At 56.7% G+C, this 16,282-nt stretch carries 15 protein-coding genes and 1 tRNA gene; 1 reads left to right on the plus strand and 15 read right to left on the minus strand.

Features of this window, described 5'->3' with window-relative positions; translation table 11 throughout:
* Nucleotides 1–212 precede the first annotated feature (212 nt).
* The 15 genes from pflB to ACZOF8_RS07065 all read right to left on the minus strand — a co-directional run bounded on the left by pflB (nucleotide 213) and on the right by ACZOF8_RS07065 (nucleotide 14,929).
* Nucleotides 213–2,492, minus strand: a complete 2,280-nt coding sequence (pflB, locus tag ACZOF8_RS06995; protein ID WP_022486859.1) for a formate C-acetyltransferase — start codon at nucleotides 2,490–2,492, stop codon at nucleotides 213–215.
* A 181-nt stretch (nucleotides 2,493–2,673) separates the two neighbouring features.
* Nucleotides 2,674–3,405, minus strand: coding sequence for a pyruvate formate-lyase-activating protein (gene pflA / locus ACZOF8_RS07000; RefSeq protein ID WP_288311357.1), 732 nt, complete (start codon nucleotides 3,403–3,405; stop codon nucleotides 2,674–2,676).
* Between the two features lie 255 nt (nucleotides 3,406–3,660).
* Nucleotides 3,661–4,353, minus strand: a complete 693-nt coding sequence (locus tag ACZOF8_RS07005) for a Crp/Fnr family transcriptional regulator (RefSeq protein WP_487426715.1) — start codon at nucleotides 4,351–4,353, stop codon at nucleotides 3,661–3,663.
* Nucleotides 4,350–5,738 carry a 3-hydroxyacyl-CoA dehydrogenase NAD-binding domain-containing protein gene (locus ACZOF8_RS07010; protein ID WP_487426716.1) on the minus strand — a complete coding sequence of 463 codons (1,389 nt, stop codon included), beginning with the start codon at nucleotides 5,736–5,738 and terminating at the stop codon, nucleotides 4,350–4,352. Before ACZOF8_RS07010 ends, ACZOF8_RS07005 begins: the two co-directional genes overlap by 4 nt.
* 249 nt (nucleotides 5,739–5,987) lie before the next feature.
* Nucleotides 5,988–6,914 carry an N-acetyl-gamma-glutamyl-phosphate reductase gene (gene argC, locus ACZOF8_RS07015; RefSeq protein ID WP_195839652.1) on the minus strand — a complete coding sequence of 309 codons (927 nt, stop codon included), beginning with the start codon at nucleotides 6,912–6,914 and terminating at the stop codon, nucleotides 5,988–5,990.
* A 115-nt stretch (nucleotides 6,915–7,029) separates the two neighbouring features.
* Nucleotides 7,030–7,233 (minus strand): hypothetical protein, encoded by a 204-nt coding sequence (locus ACZOF8_RS07020; RefSeq protein ID WP_154488586.1) that lies wholly within the window; start codon nucleotides 7,231–7,233, stop codon nucleotides 7,030–7,032.
* Nucleotides 7,230–8,711 carry a Y-family DNA polymerase gene (locus ACZOF8_RS07025; RefSeq protein WP_441368718.1) on the minus strand — a complete coding sequence of 494 codons (1,482 nt, stop codon included), beginning with the start codon at nucleotides 8,709–8,711 and terminating at the stop codon, nucleotides 7,230–7,232. Before ACZOF8_RS07025 ends, ACZOF8_RS07020 begins: the two co-directional genes overlap by 4 nt.
* A 529-nt stretch (nucleotides 8,712–9,240) precedes the next feature.
* A complete protein-coding gene (locus tag ACZOF8_RS07030; RefSeq protein WP_326831137.1) occupies nucleotides 9,241–9,630 on the minus strand; it encodes an endonuclease domain-containing protein in 390 nt (129 codons plus the stop codon).
* A 557-nt stretch (nucleotides 9,631–10,187) separates the two neighbouring features.
* The gene (locus ACZOF8_RS07035; protein ID WP_154488587.1) at nucleotides 10,188–10,619 is read right to left on the minus strand and encodes an Asp23/Gls24 family envelope stress response protein; all 432 of its coding nucleotides are present in this window, start codon (nucleotides 10,617–10,619) and stop codon (nucleotides 10,188–10,190) included.
* Between the two features lie 16 nt (nucleotides 10,620–10,635).
* The gene (locus tag ACZOF8_RS07040; RefSeq protein ID WP_279128400.1) at nucleotides 10,636–11,457 is read right to left on the minus strand and encodes a nitroreductase family protein; all 822 of its coding nucleotides are present in this window, start codon (nucleotides 11,455–11,457) and stop codon (nucleotides 10,636–10,638) included.
* Between the two features lie 93 nt (nucleotides 11,458–11,550).
* Nucleotides 11,551–11,625: transfer RNA gene (locus ACZOF8_RS07045), tRNA-Asn, on the minus strand.
* Between the two features lie 58 nt (nucleotides 11,626–11,683).
* Entirely contained in the window at nucleotides 11,684–12,475 is a 792-nt protein-coding gene (locus ACZOF8_RS07050; protein WP_154488589.1) for an amino acid ABC transporter permease, read from the minus strand.
* 13 nt (nucleotides 12,476–12,488) lie between these two features.
* The gene (locus ACZOF8_RS07055; protein ID WP_022486639.1) at nucleotides 12,489–13,184 is read right to left on the minus strand and encodes an amino acid ABC transporter permease; all 696 of its coding nucleotides are present in this window, start codon (nucleotides 13,182–13,184) and stop codon (nucleotides 12,489–12,491) included.
* Between the two features lie 84 nt (nucleotides 13,185–13,268).
* The gene (locus ACZOF8_RS07060) at nucleotides 13,269–14,147 is read right to left on the minus strand and encodes a transporter substrate-binding domain-containing protein (RefSeq protein WP_154488590.1); all 879 of its coding nucleotides are present in this window, start codon (nucleotides 14,145–14,147) and stop codon (nucleotides 13,269–13,271) included.
* Nucleotides 14,148–14,203: 56 nt separating this feature from the next.
* Nucleotides 14,204–14,929, minus strand: coding sequence for an amino acid ABC transporter ATP-binding protein (locus tag ACZOF8_RS07065; RefSeq protein ID WP_279128408.1), 726 nt, complete (start codon nucleotides 14,927–14,929; stop codon nucleotides 14,204–14,206).
* 501 nt (nucleotides 14,930–15,430) lie between these two features.
* Between ACZOF8_RS07065 and panC the strand changes: the two genes are divergently transcribed.
* The gene (panC, locus tag ACZOF8_RS07070) at nucleotides 15,431–16,282 is read left to right on the plus strand and encodes a pantoate--beta-alanine ligase (protein ID WP_154488591.1); all 852 of its coding nucleotides are present in this window, start codon (nucleotides 15,431–15,433) and stop codon (nucleotides 16,280–16,282) included.

Here is a 16,282-nt window from a genome sequence, read left to right on the forward strand (position 1 = left end):
TTTAGTAGTGGCACCAGGGCGGAGCCTGTGTGCCATTTATCCGCCCTTTGCAAGGGCGGGGGTATCCATGCGCAGCATGGGTGGTGGGTTAGCAGCCGTAGGCTGCGTTTTTCTTTAAAAAAATTTGCCAAAGGCAAATTTTCACCTTCGGCCAGTGACCAGTAGTGACAAATGGGCTGTTGCATGCGCAACAGCCCCTCTTCTTACTACTATTACATCTTCTGATGAGCGCGGCGGGCGATTACGTCCAGCTGCTGTTCTCTGGTCAGGTCGATGAATTTCACCGCGTAGCCGGATACCCGGATGGTGAAGTTGGCATATTCCGGTTTTTCCGGATGTTCCATGCAGTCGATCAGCTTGTCCACGCCGAACACGTTCACGTTCAGGTGGTGGGCTCCCTGGTCGAAGTAGCCGTCCATCACCCGTACCAGGGTGGCTTTCTGTTCTTCTTCATTGTGGCCCAGGGTTTCCGGAGCGATGGTCTGGGTGTTGGAGATCCCGTCCAGAGCATATTCGTACGGCAGCTTGGCCACAGAGTTCAGGGAAGCCAGGAGGCCGTTCTGTTCTGCGCCGTAGGCCGGGTTGGCACCGGGAGCGAACGGGGTGTAGGCTTTCCGTCCGTCAGGCAGGGCACCGGTGGCGCCGCCGTACACCACGTTGGAAGTGATGGTCAGGATGGAAGTGGTGGCTTCGGAATTCCGGTAGGTGTGGTGTTTCCGCAGCTTGGTCATGAAGGTCTTCAGCAGCCATACAGCGATTTCATCCGCCCGGGGATCATCGTTGCCGTATTTGGGGAAGTCCCCTTCGATCTTGTAGTCCACCACCAGGCCGGATTCATCCCGGACCGTGGAAACTTTGGCGTATTTGATGGCGCACAGGGAATCCACCACATGGGAGAAGCCTGCGATGCCGGTGGCAAAAGTCCGGCGCACATCGGTGTCGATGAGGGCCATTTCTGCCGCTTCATAGTAGTATTTGTCATGCATGTACTGGATCAGGTTCAGGATGTTCACGTACAGCCCGGCCAGCCAGTCCATCATCAGGTCGAATTTGTGCATCACTTCGCCGTAGTCCAGCACGTCGGAGGTGATGGGTGCATATTCCGGACCTACCTGCATGTGTTTGCCATCTTTGGTCAGGAATTTTTCATCCTTGCCCCCGTTGATGGCGTACAGCAGACATTTGCCCAGGTTGGCCCGTGCCCCGAAGAACTGCATTTCCTTCCCGGTCTGGGTGGCGGATACGCAGCAGCAGATGCTGTAGTCATCGCCCCATACCGGCTTCATCACATCGTCGTTTTCGTACTGGATGGAAGAAGTGGTGATGGAAATGTGGGCGGCGTATTTCTTGAAGTTGTCCGGCAGTGCGGAAGAATACAGCACCGTCAGGTTGGGTTCCGGAGAAGGCCCCATGTTTTCCAGGGTGTGGAGGAACCGGTAGTCGTTCCGGGTGACCATGTGCCGGCCGTCCATGCCGATGCCGGCCATTTCCAGGGTGGCCCATACCGGGTCGCCGGAGAACAGCTGGTTGTAGGAGGGGATCCGGGCGAATTTCACCATGCGGAATTTCAGGGTCAGGTGGTCGATCAGTTCCTGGGCCGCCTCTTCGGTGAGGGTCCCTTCGGCCAGATCACGGCTGATGTAGATATCCAGGAAGGTGGAGATGCGGCCCACGCTCATGGCAGCCCCGTTCTGGGTCTTTACTGCAGCCAGGTAGCCGAAGTACAGCCACTGGACGGCTTCCTTGGCGTTCTTGGCAGGAGCGGAAATGTCATAGCCGTAGACTTTGGCCATTTCCTTCATCTGTTTCAGAGCCCGGATCTGTTCCGCCAGTTCTTCCCGCTGCCGGATGATGTCATCGGTCATAACCCCGCATCCGCAGTTGTCCAGGTCTTCGCTTTTCTTGTTGATCAGGAAGTCGATGCCGTAAAGAGCCACTCTCCGGTAGTCCCCTACGATCCGGCCCCGGCCGTAGGTATCAGGCAGACCGGTTACGATATGGCTGTGGCGTGCTTTCCGCATTTCAGCGGTGTAGGCATCGAATACAGCCTGGTTGTGGGTCTTGTGGTATTCGGTGAAGATCTTGTGGAACTTGGGGTTCACCTTGTACCCGTAGGTTTCCGCAGCTTCTTCCGCCATTTTGATGCCGCCGTAGGGCATGAAGGCCCGTTTCAGAGGCTTGTCGGTCTGGAGGCCCACCACCTGTTCCAGATCTTTCATGGATTCATCGATGTAGCCGGGGCCGTAAGCCGTCAGGCTGGAGACTACTTCCGTTTCGCAGTCCAATACGCCGCCTTTGGCCCGTTCTTCCTTCTGGAGTTCCTGGACTCTGCCCCACAGTTTGTTGGTGGCTTCCGTAGGCCCTGCCAGGAAGCTTTCGTCCCCGTCATAAGGGGTATAGTTGTTCTGGATGAAATCCCGGACATCCACATCGTCCGTCCATTTCACGCCTTTAAAACCTCTCCATGCAACATTCTGATTGATGCTGTTCATTACAGATCCTCCTTTTTGAGTTCCCGTTGGTTCGTTTTTTATGGCTTAATCATAGCCGTTTTTCCATTTTAAAACCTTGACTGGAATCAAGTTTGCTTAGGCTAACTTATTTTATATTTGTTCATCGTCCAGGGAACCCGTGCCCGGGTTCCTTCCTTCCACCAGGTATCAGTGACAGCCCTTACACGGCTCCCAGTATTTTCCGGGCCTTGTCCACCTCTTCCTGGGTGGGGGGCTTTACGTCCTTCAGCTTGTTGGGGATCCCCAGCTGTTCCCATTTGTACAGGCCCATGTTGTGGTAGGGCAGCACTTCCACCCGCTGGATGTTGGTAAGGGTATCCAAGAATTCCCGGGTCCGCTGCAGAGACCCTGGATCGTCGGTCCACCCGGGCACCAGCACCTGCCGGACCCAGATGGGCTTTTGGATTTCCGACAGATACCGGAACAGGTCCAGGATGTTGTCATTGGGCTGGCCGGTGAGCTTTTTGTGGGCTTCCGGGTCGATGTGCTTCACATCCAGCAGCAGGATGTCCGTTACCTCCATCAGCTCTTTGAACTGGCTGAAGAAAGGTTCCTTCCGGGTAAAGGGCTGGCCGGCAGTGTCGATGCAGGTGCCGATGCCCCGGGCTTTGGCCTTCCGGAACAGGTCCAGCAGGAAATCCATCTGGAGCAGAGGTTCCCCTCCGCTGACGGTGATGCCCCCTTCCGGACCCCAGTAGGGCCGGTAGCGTTCCGCCTGGTCCAGCAGTTCGTCAGCGGTTTTCAGCTGGCCCCCCTGGCCGCATTTCCAGGTGTCCACATTGTGGCAGTACAGGCAGCGCATGTTGCAGCCCTGGACAAAGATGATGAAACGGGTTCCGGGCCCGTCCACGGACCCGAAGGTTTCGATGGAATGGATACGTCCCTGGATCATAATACCTCCTGATAAAAAAAGACCCCATCAAAGGGGGCACAGTTCGTACGCCTCTTGATGGGTCTCATTGTATGTGTTTTTAAAAAAAGGTTCCTTGATTTGGGTCAAATTATGCAGAAGCCGGTACGTCCGATGTTCAGGCGGGCTGCCCGGCGTGCAGCCCCTACGGTTCCTATTTGAACATCCCGAAAAATTTGCCTGCAAATTTTATCCTTCGGCCATTGACCGTTGACAATTGACCATTGACCGCCTGTATCAATAATTCACCAGCTCCATCAGCCGGTCCGGATCCAGGACCTTGATGCTGCTCTGGCCGGTCTTTTTTACGTACCCTTCCCGTTCCAGTTCCTTCAGCTTCCGGCTGATGGTTTCCGGCCGGAGAGCCAGGCTGCCGGCCATTTCCTCCAGGCGCAGGGTGATGGTGTCGCTGGTCTGCCGCCGGTACCGGTACAGCAGCAGCCCGGCCACCCGTTCCTTGGGGTCGGCGATGCTTTTCAAAAGGTTCCGCCGGTTGGCGTCGTGGAGCTTCTTGCTCAAAAGAGCGATGATCCGCATGGCCACTTCCGGTTCCTGGATGGCCTCCTCGAAATCCCTCCGGGCCAGTTTGCAGCATTCCACCCCCGTCATGGCAATGGCCGAGGCGGAATACCGGCTGTCCGGCACCAGTACCCCTTCCCAGATGGTATCATGCTCCACAAAGATTCCGGCGATCCGTTCCAGGCCGTCCTGGTCGTAGGTGCACAGTTTCACCCGGCCCTGGTGGATGATGTAGATGGCATCACAGGGCTCCCCTTCGTGGAACAGGTACTCCCCCTTGGCCAATTTCAGCCGTACCGACCGGCGGAGCAGGGTGGTCACCTTTTCCGGAGGCAGCCCCACCAGGAACTCCACACTCTTCAGGCATTCTCCCCGGCAGACCTTGCAGTGGGCGGGGACGGGGCCTGTCATGCCTTTCCTCCGTAAAGGGCGTCATACACCGCCTGGAGCTTTTTGTCCCGGGCGGCAGTGGCTTCCCGGGCCTTGTCCCCGGCATAGTCATAGAAGCCTTTTCCGGTCTTCACCCCGTAATCCCCGGCTTCCACCTTTTCCTTCAGCAGGGCGGGCACTTCATGGGAATCTTCCAGATCCGGCATCAGGTATTCGCTGATGTGGCAGAACACGTCCAGGCCTCCGAAATCCACGGTTTCCAGGGGCCCCAGGCAGGCCCACCTAAAGCCCAGGCCGTATTTCATCACCGCATCGGCCCCTTCCACGCTGACCACTCCGTCCCGGACCAGAGCCAGGGCTTCCCGGAGCACGGCCAGCTGGATCCGGTTGGCGGCAAACCCGGGTACATCCTTTTCCACCAGGGCCGGTTTCTTCCCGATGGCCAGGGACAGGTCATAGATGGTTTTGGCCACATCCGGCCGGGTCTCCTCATTTTTGATGATTTCGATAAGGGGGATCAGAGTGGGCGGATTGAACCAGTGCATCCCCAGGAACCGGCCCGGCCCGGTGACCGCTGCCGCCAGTTTGTTGATGGACAGGCCGGAAGTGTTGGTGGCAATGATGGTTTCCAGATCTGCCAGGGGGCTCATTTCCCGGTAAAAAGCCAGTTTGGCCTCCATGTCCTCCACAATGGATTCCACGATCAGGTCCCGGCCCCGGAAGGCGTCCATACTGGTGGTATAGGTGATCTTGTCCGCCGCACCCGCCGAGATCTTCGTCCTGGCCTTGTCCAAGGTGGGCTGCCGGTGGTTCCACAAGGTCACTTCATACCCGTTCCGGGCAAAAATATCCGCCATGGAATACCCCATGGTCCCTGCTCCTGCAATGGTGATTTTTTTGATGTCCATAGTCAGCAATCCCTCGATTCTGTGATAGTGAAGGAAATCATCCTGTTTTCCCAGTTCCCGGATCTGGGCAGGGGTGGCCAGCCGGAAGCTTTCCACTTCGTCTTCCTGGATCTTTACCTGGTCCCGGGTAAAATCTCCTCGAAATTCATAAATATCCACAAAATAATTGTTCTGTTCCTCCGGGCTGTCGCTGCGGTAGGTATGGATGCACCGGGCCTCTTCCGGGGCAAAATGGAGTCCGGTCTCTTCCCCCACTTCCCGGAGCACCGCCTGCCGGGAGGTTTCTCCCGCCCGTACTCCGCCTCCGGGGATTTCCCATTTCAGGGCAGCCCATTCCTTGTCCGCCTTCCGCTGGGTGATCAGGATTCTCCCCTGTGGGTCCCGGATCAGGGCCAGCACCGTCAGATGGTAGTCCCCCGGTTTCATATGCCAGTCGTTCCGGATCATTTTCCGGCCGGTGACCTGTTTGTTGCTGTCGTAGATATCCCAATATTCCATGGGTGTTCCTCCTTGTGTATGTTGGCGGGGCGCCGGGCCTGCGCCCCCTACGGCATCCCTGTGGATCTGTATTTTCCCTGTCTGCCCCACAGTTCCGTTTTGCTTCCGGTTCCGTAGGGGCGGCAGGCCCGGCCGCCCTCAAAATTTTCGTCCCCCTGCATGAAAAGAACCCGGCCCAAAGGACGGGTTCTCTCTTTCGGCTAGTGACTGATGACTCGTGACTGCCAGCTGGTGCTGCTCCGCAGCACCTTACAATTCCAATCCCGTTTCCGGATCCAGGCCCATGGCGATGTTCATGTTTTCGATGGCTGCACCGCTGGCCCCTTTCCCCAGGTTGTCGAACTGGGCGGACACGGTGAACCGGTCCTCGTTGCCGCACACATAGATCCGCAGGGAATCCTTCCCGGCCAGGGTGTTGGACCCCAGCATCTTGGGCAGTTCCTCGTTCTGGACCACTGTGATGAAGGGCTGATTCCTGTAGAAATCCGCATACATCTTCCGTACCGCTGCCAGGCTCAGGTCCTGGGGCATCTGGAACCCGGCGGTCACCAGCATGCCTGCATAATAGGGCGCCACAATGGGCAGGAAAATGGGAGACTGTTCCAGTCCGGCATATTTCAGGATTTCCGGCAGATGTTTGTGCTGCTGGTTCAGCCCGTAGATCCGGGGAGCATCCAGTTCCTTGTCATGGAGATTTTCGTAAGAAGCGATCATCTTCTTGCCCCCGCCGGAATACCCGGTCAGGGAAGTAAGGGTATAGAGCCCGTCCGGAGCAATGAACCCGGCCTTCACCAGGGGCGCCAGCACGGCAATGGAACCGGTGGCATGGCAGCCCGGGTTGGAGATCCGGCTGCTCTCCTGGATGGCATGGAGGTAGGAGGGGCCCAGTTCCGGGAACCCGTAGGCCCAGGCCGGGTCGCACCGGAAGGCCGTGGAGGTGTCGATGATCTTGGTGTCGCAGTCCTTGGCGGCTGCCGCCACTTCCCGGGACGCGGCATCGGGCAGGCACAGGAAGGCCACGTCCGCCTGGTCGATCTTTTCCAGCCGGGCATCCAGGTTCTTCCGCAGGTCCGAACTGATGGTGAGCAGTTCGATATCCGTCCGCTGCTTCAGCCGCTGGGCCAGCCGCAGGCCGGTCGTTCCTTCGCCGCCATCGATAAATACTTTAAACATCATGACCACCCCTCATTCACTGGTGCACTGGGCCCAGCCTTTATAGAATAGGAACATTATAACACAGATGGAGCCGTAGGGACAGATTTTTTATTTGCATTTTATGCATAAAAATACATTATGGTTTTTCCGGGTCCCGGATCCGTTCCACCTGGGCCTCCACCGCCGCCTCATGGCGCCGGAGGGCCTTTTCCACCAGTTCCTCATAACCGTTCAAGGCCGCAAAAGGGGCAAACTGGGCCGCCCGCTTCTTCCGGTCCATCCGGGGATGGCCGGAGATCCTGGGCCGGGGCAGATCCAGCATATCTTCATACGGCTTCATGCCCGGTGTCCTCCCACCTGGCCGTTCCGCTCCCGGGTCATGGCCCCGGGCAGCAGGTTGCTCCCCCGGAGCAGGGCGTTCTTCCCGTACCGGTCCTGGATGGCCAGGATGGTTTCCTGGAGTTCCTCCTCCCGGCCCCGGGCGTACACCGGTGCCTCTTCCCGGGCAAACAGGTCCGTTTCGGCCCCCAGCAACCGCAGGGCCTCCGGGGCCTTCACATGTTCCGCGGTAAGGGAGATCTTCCGGATCAGCAGCTGGGGATCGGCCACCTGGTGGAAAAGCCCCAGGGCCGCCTCCCTGATCACCTGTCCTGAAGCAGTGTACCCACCCGGCAGGTTCCGGGACCCGTGGCCGTGGACGGGCACCGGCCGGCCGAAATGGTCCGCTGCCACCTTTCCCCGGTAGGACCGGCGCCGCTCCGGGTCTTCCAGATTGCACCGGTCGTAACCCAGGGTCAGCACCAGCTGATCCGTCACCCGGTGCTTCTTCACCAGGTCCAGGGCCAAAAGGTCCGCCATCTCCCACAGCAGCAGCCGGGCCGTTTCCGCAGTGGCAGGCTGCTGGAGCACCTGGCCGGACCCCAGGCTGCTGCTCATGGGCTCATAGGCCCGGATATCCTTCAGGGTACAGGGTTCCCAGCCCCAGGCATGGTCGATGAGCAGTTCCGCATTCACCCCGAACAGATGGTACAACAGGTCCGGATCTTCCAGGGACATCCGGGCCACCGCCCCCATGGTGTACATGCCGTACCGCTGGAGTTTCCGGGTGATCCCCGGCCCGATCCGCCAGAAATCCGTGAGAGGGCAGTGGTCCCACAGCAGCTGCCGGTAGGTCTTTTCCGTCAGGGAAGCGATCCGCACCCCGTCCCGGTCCGGTTCCATGTGCTTGGCCACAATGTCCATGGCCACCTTGCACAGATACAGGTTGGTGCCGATGCCGGCAGTGGCGGTGATCCCTGTTTCCTTCAGCACCTGGCGGATCATCTCCCGGATCAGGCCGTAAGGAGTCCAGCCTCCTGATTTCAGATAAGGGGTCAGATCCAGGAGCACTTCGTCCACAGAATACACGTGGATGTCCTCCGGGGCCATGAACTGGAGGTACACCTGGAGCACCTGGGCACTTTTTTCCATGTACCGCTGCATGTGGGGCATGGCGGTGATGTAATCCACCTCCAGGGTCCGGTCCCGGCCCAGTTGGGAGGCCAAAAAGGATTTCCCTGAAAAAGGGCGGCCCCGGAGCCATCCCCGACGGAGAGTGTTCATTTCTTCCACCTGGCGGATCACTTCGAACAGCCGGGGACGGCCCGGGATCCCCCAGTGCTTCAAAGCCGGGGACACCGCCAGACAGATGGTCCGGTCCGACCGGCTCCGGTCCGCCACCACCAGACAGGCATCCAGAGGATCCAGTCCCCGCTCCACACACTCCACCGAGGCATAGAAAGATTTCAGATCAATGGCCCCATAGATTCGCTGTTCCATGACTCTCCCTGCTTTCGTTTGTTTTACTAAACGTTTGTTTGCTATTATCATAGCACAAATGGGGAAAAGAGGCAAGAGAAAGGGGCTGATGCTCACCGCAGCAGCCCTGTCAACGGTCAGCTGTCAACGGCCAGCGGCCCAGTCCGCCCTGCAGGGGCGGGGGACCGTTGCGCCTGCGCAATGGTGGTGGGGGCATGAGGTCCTGAAAGGACCGAATACCTTGGCGGGGTATGGTTCAACCGTCCTGGAATCCTGCAGCGAGACCTGCGGATATGAAGATCACACTCCTGCCGGACACCCCGCTGTTGTCCATCATTCCTGCAAAGTATCGGCTATCGCCGATGCCCCCACCACCATCCTTGCGGATGGTCCCCCGCCCCTCCCAGGGCGGACTTTTGACTGTGCACCTATTTTATTGTACTGCTGTTGTCCATCGTTCCTGCAAAGTATCGGCTATCGCCGATGCCCCCACCACCGTGCTCCGCACGGTCCCCCGCCCCTCCCAGGGCGGCCTTTAGCCGGCAACGGCTCATATTGTTCCCAACTTCTTCATTCTTTCCCGGATTATCCGATCGATGTTCTCTGTCACTCCGGAAAAATTTCTCATCACATCCCGGTTGGAATACCGCAGGACCAAGAATCCCAGCCGTTCCAGGTGCCGGGTCCGTTCAGCATCGGCTTTTTTATTTTCCGTCTCATAATGCTGTCCACCGTCCAGTTCGATAATCACCTGAGCCCGTTCACAGCAGAAATCCACAATATACTTTCCGATGATGACCTGCCGTTTCACCCGTACAGGATATTTCCGGAAAAAGTCGAACCAAAGGTGCCGTTCCTCTTTTGTCATGTTTTTCCTCATCTTATGAGAAAAGTTTTTCAGGTAATCCGGGATTTCGTTCCTGCCAGCCAAAGTCAACACTCCTTGAAATTATACTGAATTATCTTATAATATTATATTTGCAGTTATAAAGCAAGGCCGGAGGCCAAGTCCGCCCTGCAGGGGCGGGGGACCGTTGCGCCTGCGCAATGGTGGTGGGGGCATGAGGTCCTGAAAGGACCGAATACCTTGGCGGGGGGATGGTTCAACCGTCCTGGAATCCTGCAGCGAGACCTGCGGATATGAAGATCGTGCTCCTGCCGGACACCCCGCTGTTGTCCATCATTCCTGCAAAGTATCGGCTGCCGCCGATGCCCCCACCACCATCCTTGCGGATGGTCCCCCGCCCCTCCCAGGGCGGACTTTTGACTGTGCATCTATTTTATTGTACTGCTGTTGTCCATCGTTTCTGCAAAATATCGGCTATCGCCGATGCCCCCACCACCATCCTTGCGGATGGTCCCCCGCCCCTCCCAGGGCGGACTTTTTGCTGTGCAGCCTATTTTTATCGTACTGCCAAGATGAAAATAGCCCCGTCATCGGCAGTTGACCGTTGACGGCTGACAAAGGGGCTGTTGCTCAAGCAACAGCCCCTTCTCTCACTCCCCTGCCTCCGCAGGGCTTTCTTCTGTTTTCTCCGGTTTTTCGGGTTCCGGCACCTGTTCCGCCTCTTCCAGCTGGGCCACGATAATGTCCACCCGGTCCACCTGGAAATCGGTGATCCGCACCACTTCTCTCACCACGGCTTCCCGCAGCTGTTCGATGGTGTCGGGGATGGAGGTATCGCAGGCCACGGACACCTTCAGGGTGAAGGCCACATGGCCTTTTTTCACCGTGCCGTTTTCCGCCACTTCCGCGTCGGTCTTTTCCACCGCCACCGCCGGAGTGTTCTTGCCGGTGAGCCCTTTGGCAAAGGACATGAGTCCCCCGCCGGTGTGTTCCCACAGGTTCACCCGGTCCACCCGTTCTGCCGCCAGCCGGACCAGCTGGACGAACACTTCTTCACAAATAATGGTCTTGCCCTGGATCATGGTATCAGCTCCTTTATTACCGGAACTCCACCTTCAGATGCTGGCGGTTCACCAGCCGGTTGTACTTGTATTTGGGATACCCTACCAGCAGAGTTCCGACGATGACCTGTTTCTGGGGTACCTGGAGCAGTTCCCGCAGCGGGGCGTAATCTGCCCGGGCACAGGTTTCAATAAAGCCCATAATGGTGGTTCCCAGGCCCAGGGTGGGAGCATACAGTTCCACATAGGCCCAGGCCTGTTCACAGTTGCTCACGCCGGTCACGTTCAGCCGCCGTGCCAGTGCGAACACCAGCTGTTTGGCATTCCGGCCGATGATGTCGATGCCCCGGCCCCGGTACACTTCCAGTACCTTCCGGAAATACCGGCGGCGGGGAGAGTTGTTGTCGATTTCTTCCTGCATCCAGTCCGCCACACAGTCGCAGATCTTCCGGATCAGTTCCTGGTCGGACACCACAATGTAGTAAAGCCCCTGGGAATTGGCAGCAGTAGGTGCATACCGGGCAATGTCCAGCAGCTGTCTCATTTTGTCTTCACTGACCAGTTCCGGAGTGAAGTTCCGGATGCTCCGGCGCATCCGCAGGAAGTTGTAGGCCGTTTGGGAATCCAGCACCGGCATGGGGATGGGTTCGGTTTCAGCATAGGGACAGCGGGAATTATCAAGAGCACCGGTGGGACAGACGGATACACAGTGGCCGCAGGACATGCAGGACATATCATTGATGCACACCGGGCCGTTTTCACCCATTTCAATGATACAGCTGGGACAGACTTTGGAGCAGATCCCGCATCTAACACACTTATTCTGATCGACCGTTAAAATTCCAACCAAATGAAACACCTCATATTCTCTCTGACTGCAGTGCTGCCGGGGAAGCGGCGAACCCCTGTAAATTTAAAAAAAGCCGGACATCCGTCCGGCATGATTTGCAATTGGCTCCCCGAGTAAGACTCGAACTTACAACAACTCGATTAACAGTCGAGTGCTCTACCATTGAGCTATCGGGGAATCTCAACGAAGATTATTCTACACGAAAAGCCGATTCCTGTCAACAGTTTTTTAAGATTTATTTTGCCATTTCCACATTGGCCGGCACATCAGCCACCGGTTCTGACTCCCCCGCCTTTTCCAGGTTGGCCTGGATATGGCGGACAGCACAGGACAGGCTGTAGTTGATGACGAAATACACCAGGGCCGCAAACCCGAACAGCACGAACACGTCGGATACGTTGATGGTGCCGGTGCCGTTGTACATGGCGGCCCCTCCCAGCACCTTGTTCACCCGGGCCATCAGTTCGATGGTGGCCACGTTGGCCATAAAGGAGGTATCCTTGATGATGGTGATCACCTGGCTCATCAGGGTGGGGATGATCTTCCGGAAGGCCTGGGGCAGGATGATGTACCACATCACCTGGACGATGTTGAAGCCCTGGGCATAGCCCGCTTCGAACTGCCCCTTGGAAATGGCGTTCAGGCCGCCCCGGATGATTTCCGCAATGATGGCGGATTCAAAGATGGTCAGGGCAATGGTGCACTTGAACAGGAGCTTGGTTTCCACGGAACTGAGCCCCAGGATCCGCCGCACCCCGGGAGCGGGGAAGAATACGGTGCCGATGAAGATCCAGAACAGAAGCGGTGTGTTCCGGAACAGTTCGATGTAGGCAGTGGCAGCCCAGCGGAAGACTCTTTCCGCCGGACGGGTGCAGTAGTTCCGCACCAGGGCCAGGACGGAAGCCACCCCCAGGCTGGCGGTAATGGAAACCACCGCCAGGAGCAGAGTGAAGCAGGCTCCCTTCAGCATAAAGGACATAATGTCCGGATTTTTCAGGATGGCAAAGCTGCCGGCTAATGTACTCATACTCCATTCCTCCTCAGGCATTCATCATTTCGTCCTGGGCCTTCAGCTTGGCTTCCCAGCGGCCTGCCAGGGTGGACAGGGGGAAGCAGATGATGAAGAACAGGACCCCGCACACAATGTAGGCCGGTGCGTAGGAACCCCCGGTGTTGGCCCCGGTGACGAAGTTGTAGGTGGACGAAATCAGGTCCGCCCCGCCGATGATGTACAGCACTGCGGTGTTCTTGATCAGGTTCCCGATCTGGTTCACCGTAGGAGGCAGGATCACCTTCACCGTCTGGGGCAGGATGATGTAGGCCATTTTCTGGGTGTAATCGAACCCCTGGGCGTCCGCCGCCTCAAACTGGCCTCTGGGGATGGATTCGATCCCCGCCCGGATCACTTCTGCCATATAGGCGCCGTGATAGATGCCCAGGGCGATGATCCCGGCTGCCAGCACCCCGATCTTGTGTCCGGAGAAGGAGCAGGCATAATAGAGAAGACACAGCTGCAGGATGAGCGGTGTATTCTGGATGGCTTCCACGTAGATCCGGTTGATGGTTTTGGGAAGCCGTCTGGTGCTCACGCCCATGAGCCCCAGCAGGATGCCCAGTACGGTGGCGATTACAATGCCCCCCAGGGCACTTTCCACCGTCACCCCCAGTCCCTGGAGGAAGCTGGCCTTGTGGGTCAGGACCACTTCCCATGCTTTTTCTGAAAATAAACCGCCCATAATCATTGCCTCCTGTTGAAAGAGAAGGGCAATCCCGCGAAATTGGAGGATTGCCGCTTCCCACCTTGCATTTACTTTCTCACGTTATTTATCCAGGTTGTATTTGGCTTCCAGTTTCTTGATGGTGCCGTCTTTCAGCCAGCCCTGGACAGCTTCTTCACAGAACTTGCTCATGCCGGAGCCCTTCTTGGTGGCCAGGCCGTATTCCTGAGGCGCGAATTCTTCCTTGATGAAGGTCCTGTCGTCGGTGTGGTAGATGGCCAGGATGGATTTATCCACGCAGAAGGCGGATACTTCTCCGGAAGTCAGGGCCGTGGAAATGGCCGGATAATCGGCGTATTGTTTGAAGCTTACCCCCTTGTTCCAGGTGGCTGCATCGAAGCTCTTGGGATCGAAGCCGTCCCCGTCGATGACTTTGGCCTTGATCATGGCTTCCACCAGGGCTCTGGCGGAGGTGGATCCGGAGGATACCCCTACCACTTTCCCTTTCAGGTCAGCCAGGCTGTTGATGTTGCTGGCTTTTTCCACCAGCACCCCAACATGGTCTGTATAGTAGGGAGTGGTGAAATCCCAGCTCTTTTTCCGTTCCGGAGTGATGGTGAAGGTTGCGGCAACCATATCGATGTCTCCGGAATCCAGAAGAGCGGTACGGGTGGCTGCCGTTACCGGCGTGTATTCCACATCCACTCCCAGTTTCTTGGCCAGTTCTGCACTCAGGTCAACTTCCAACCCGGTGAATTTCCCGGTGGCCGGATCCTGATACCCGAAGCCCTTGGTGACGTTCTTGACGCCTACCCGCAGGACCCCGCGTTTCTTGATGGCGGCGATGTCTTCCGCCACATTGGAGGATTTACCACTGTCAGCGCTTTTCTTCTCGTCCCCGCACCCTGCAAACAGCGATACGGCCATAAGTACGGTGACCCCTACTGCAAAGATCTTTCTCAGCTTGCCCAAACTTTTCATGATAAAACCTCCTTCAAATGCTTCCTTGCTGCTCTATGATTATCGCCGGGTGGTAATCAGCGGATAATCTTGCTTAAGAACTTCTTCACCCGTTCATTGGTGGGGTTCACGAAGAAGTGGTCCGGTGTGCCTTCGTCGATGATCCGGCCGTCTTCCATGAAAATGATCCGGTCGGCCACCTGCCGGGCAAAGCCCATTTCGTGGGTCACCACCACCATGGTGATGTTCCCTTCCTTGGCCAGCTTGATCATCACGTCCAGCACTTCCTGGATGGTTTCCGGATCCAGGGCCGAAGTGGGTTCATCGAACAGGATGATCTTGCTTTCGTCGCACAGGGCCCGTGCAATGGCGATCCGCTGCTGCTGCCCGCCGGATAAGGTGGTGGGATACACATTGGCTTTGTGCCGGAGCCCCACCACTTCCAGATAATGGTAAGCGGTTTTTTCCGCATCCTCTTTGCTCTTGTGCCGGAGCTTCATGGGGGCCAGGGTCAGATTCTGGAGTACCGTCATGTGCGGGTACAGGTTGAACTGCTGGAATACCATGGACATGTTGTCCCGGATGATCTGGGTCCGGTTCTTGTGGGTGAGTTCTGTACCATTGATGTACACATGCCCGTCGGTAGGTTCCTCCAGGAAGTTCATGCACCGAACTGTGGTGGATTTTCCTGAACCAGATGGCCCGATGATTACCAGTTTTTCCCCTTCTTTCACTTCCAGGTTGACGTCCTTCAATACATGGTTGGTGCCAAAGTATTTGTTGACGTGCTCGAGTTTGATCATCATAGCCATCCCTGCTTTCATTTTATTTTGCAATCGTTATAGCTTGTTTTTGAAATACTGTTCGTATTATTTCGAACAATTACGATTATACGCAAAATACGGTTTGTGTAAATCGGTTCACAAATAGTTCACAAATAATTATCTCGAAAACGAGAAAATTGTTACGATGTTTACTGAATTTGTAGGATTATTATGTATACAAAGGGAGTGTGCTGCCTCAGCAGCCCCCTTTTCGTTAACTTTTTTCTTATTGTCTTGACAATTCTTTTATTTCGGGTATAATAGTTACCCGAATGATGGAGCTTCTGGCAGGAGATAAATTTAGGGTTCCATCCAATATATGGTTATCCGTTACTGGACCGCGCGCAGGCCATGATCCCCATGGTCAGGATCCATTCGGAACCGGGACCAAAAACATATCGAAAGACTGGGACGGCAAGGTGCCCCTCTCTCTTATGGGTACTGGATATTCCAGGACTTTCACCGAAAGGTGTTGTCATTATGCAACTGTTCCGTACCGTAAAAGATCTGAAGGACTTTGTCCGCACTGTGAAAAAAGAAGGCAAAACCATCGGTCTGGTGCCCACCATGGGTGCCCTCCACGAAGGCCATGCCTCCCTGATCAAAGCCGCTGCCAAAGAAAATGACGTGGTCATCGTCAGCGACTTTGTAAACCCCACCCAGTTCGGCCCCAACGAAGACTATGATGCCTATCCCCGGAAGCTGGCCGCAGACGAAAAAGTCGCGGAAGCCGCCGGTGCCACGGCCATCTTTGCTCCTTCGCCGGCTGAAATGTATCCCCACCAGGATATGACCTGGGTGGAAGTGACGGGCAATATCACCAAGGTTCTTTGCGGCCGCACACGCCCCATCCATTTCCGGGGTGTGGCAACGGTATGCACCAAGCTGTTTAATCTTTCTCAGGCCGACCGGGCCTATTTCGGGCTGAAAGACGCCCAGCAGACGGAAGTCCTCCGCCGGATGGTGGAAGACTTGTTTATGAATGTTGAACTTCGTATTATGCCTATTGTTCGGGAATCTGACGGACTGGCCAAAAGTTCCCGGAACGTGTACCTGTCTCCGGAAGAACGGAAGGCGGCGCTGGTCCTTTCCCGGAGCCTGAAACACGCCAAAGAGGCCTTTGCTGCCGGTGAGCGGGATCCCCGGAAGCTGGTGGATCAGGTAACTGCTGAAATCAAGGCCGAACCCATGAGCAACATCGACTATGTGGAACTCTACGGCATGCCCGGACTGACGGAAGTCTCCGGCCCCATTGCCAGCCGTGTGCTGCTGGCCGTGGCGGTGAAGTTCGGGACCACCCGGCTCATCGACAATGTAGTGCTGGAGGGCTGA

The sequence above is a fragment of the Acidaminococcus sp. genome (assembly GCF_057597765.1).

Bases quoted from the DNA above. Each gene is read 5' to 3' on its own strand.
- pflB (WP_022486859.1), bottom strand. From the start codon at position 2,492: ATGAACAGCATCAATCAGAATGTTGCATGGAGAGGTTTTAAAGGCGTG.
- pflA (WP_288311357.1), bottom strand. From the start codon at position 3,405: ATGATCCAGGGACGTATCCATTCCATCGAAACCTTCGGGTCCGTGGAC.
- ACZOF8_RS07005 (WP_487426715.1), bottom strand. From the start codon at position 4,353: ATGACAGGCCCCGTCCCCGCCCACTGCAAGGTCTGCCGGGGAGAATGC.
- ACZOF8_RS07010 (WP_487426716.1), bottom strand. From the start codon at position 5,738: ATGGAATATTGGGATATCTACGACAGCAACAAACAGGTCACCGGCCGG.
- argC (WP_195839652.1), bottom strand. From the start codon at position 6,914: ATGATGTTTAAAGTATTTATCGATGGCGGCGAAGGAACGACCGGCCTG.
- ACZOF8_RS07020 (WP_154488586.1), bottom strand. From the start codon at position 7,233: ATGAAGCCGTATGAAGATATGCTGGATCTGCCCCGGCCCAGGATCTCC.
- ACZOF8_RS07025 (WP_441368718.1), bottom strand. From the start codon at position 8,711: ATGGAACAGCGAATCTATGGGGCCATTGATCTGAAATCTTTCTATGCC.
- ACZOF8_RS07035 (WP_154488587.1), bottom strand. From the start codon at position 10,619: ATGATCCAGGGCAAGACCATTATTTGTGAAGAAGTGTTCGTCCAGCTG.
- ACZOF8_RS07050 (WP_154488589.1), bottom strand. From the start codon at position 12,475: ATGAGTACATTAGCCGGCAGCTTTGCCATCCTGAAAAATCCGGACATT.
- ACZOF8_RS07055 (WP_022486639.1), bottom strand. From the start codon at position 13,184: ATGGGCGGTTTATTTTCAGAAAAAGCATGGGAAGTGGTCCTGACCCAC.
- ACZOF8_RS07060 (WP_154488590.1), bottom strand. From the start codon at position 14,147: ATGAAAAGTTTGGGCAAGCTGAGAAAGATCTTTGCAGTAGGGGTCACC.
- ACZOF8_RS07065 (WP_279128408.1), bottom strand. From the start codon at position 14,929: ATGATCAAACTCGAGCACGTCAACAAATACTTTGGCACCAACCATGTA.
- panC (WP_154488591.1), top strand. From the start codon at position 15,431: ATGCAACTGTTCCGTACCGTAAAAGATCTGAAGGACTTTGTCCGCACT.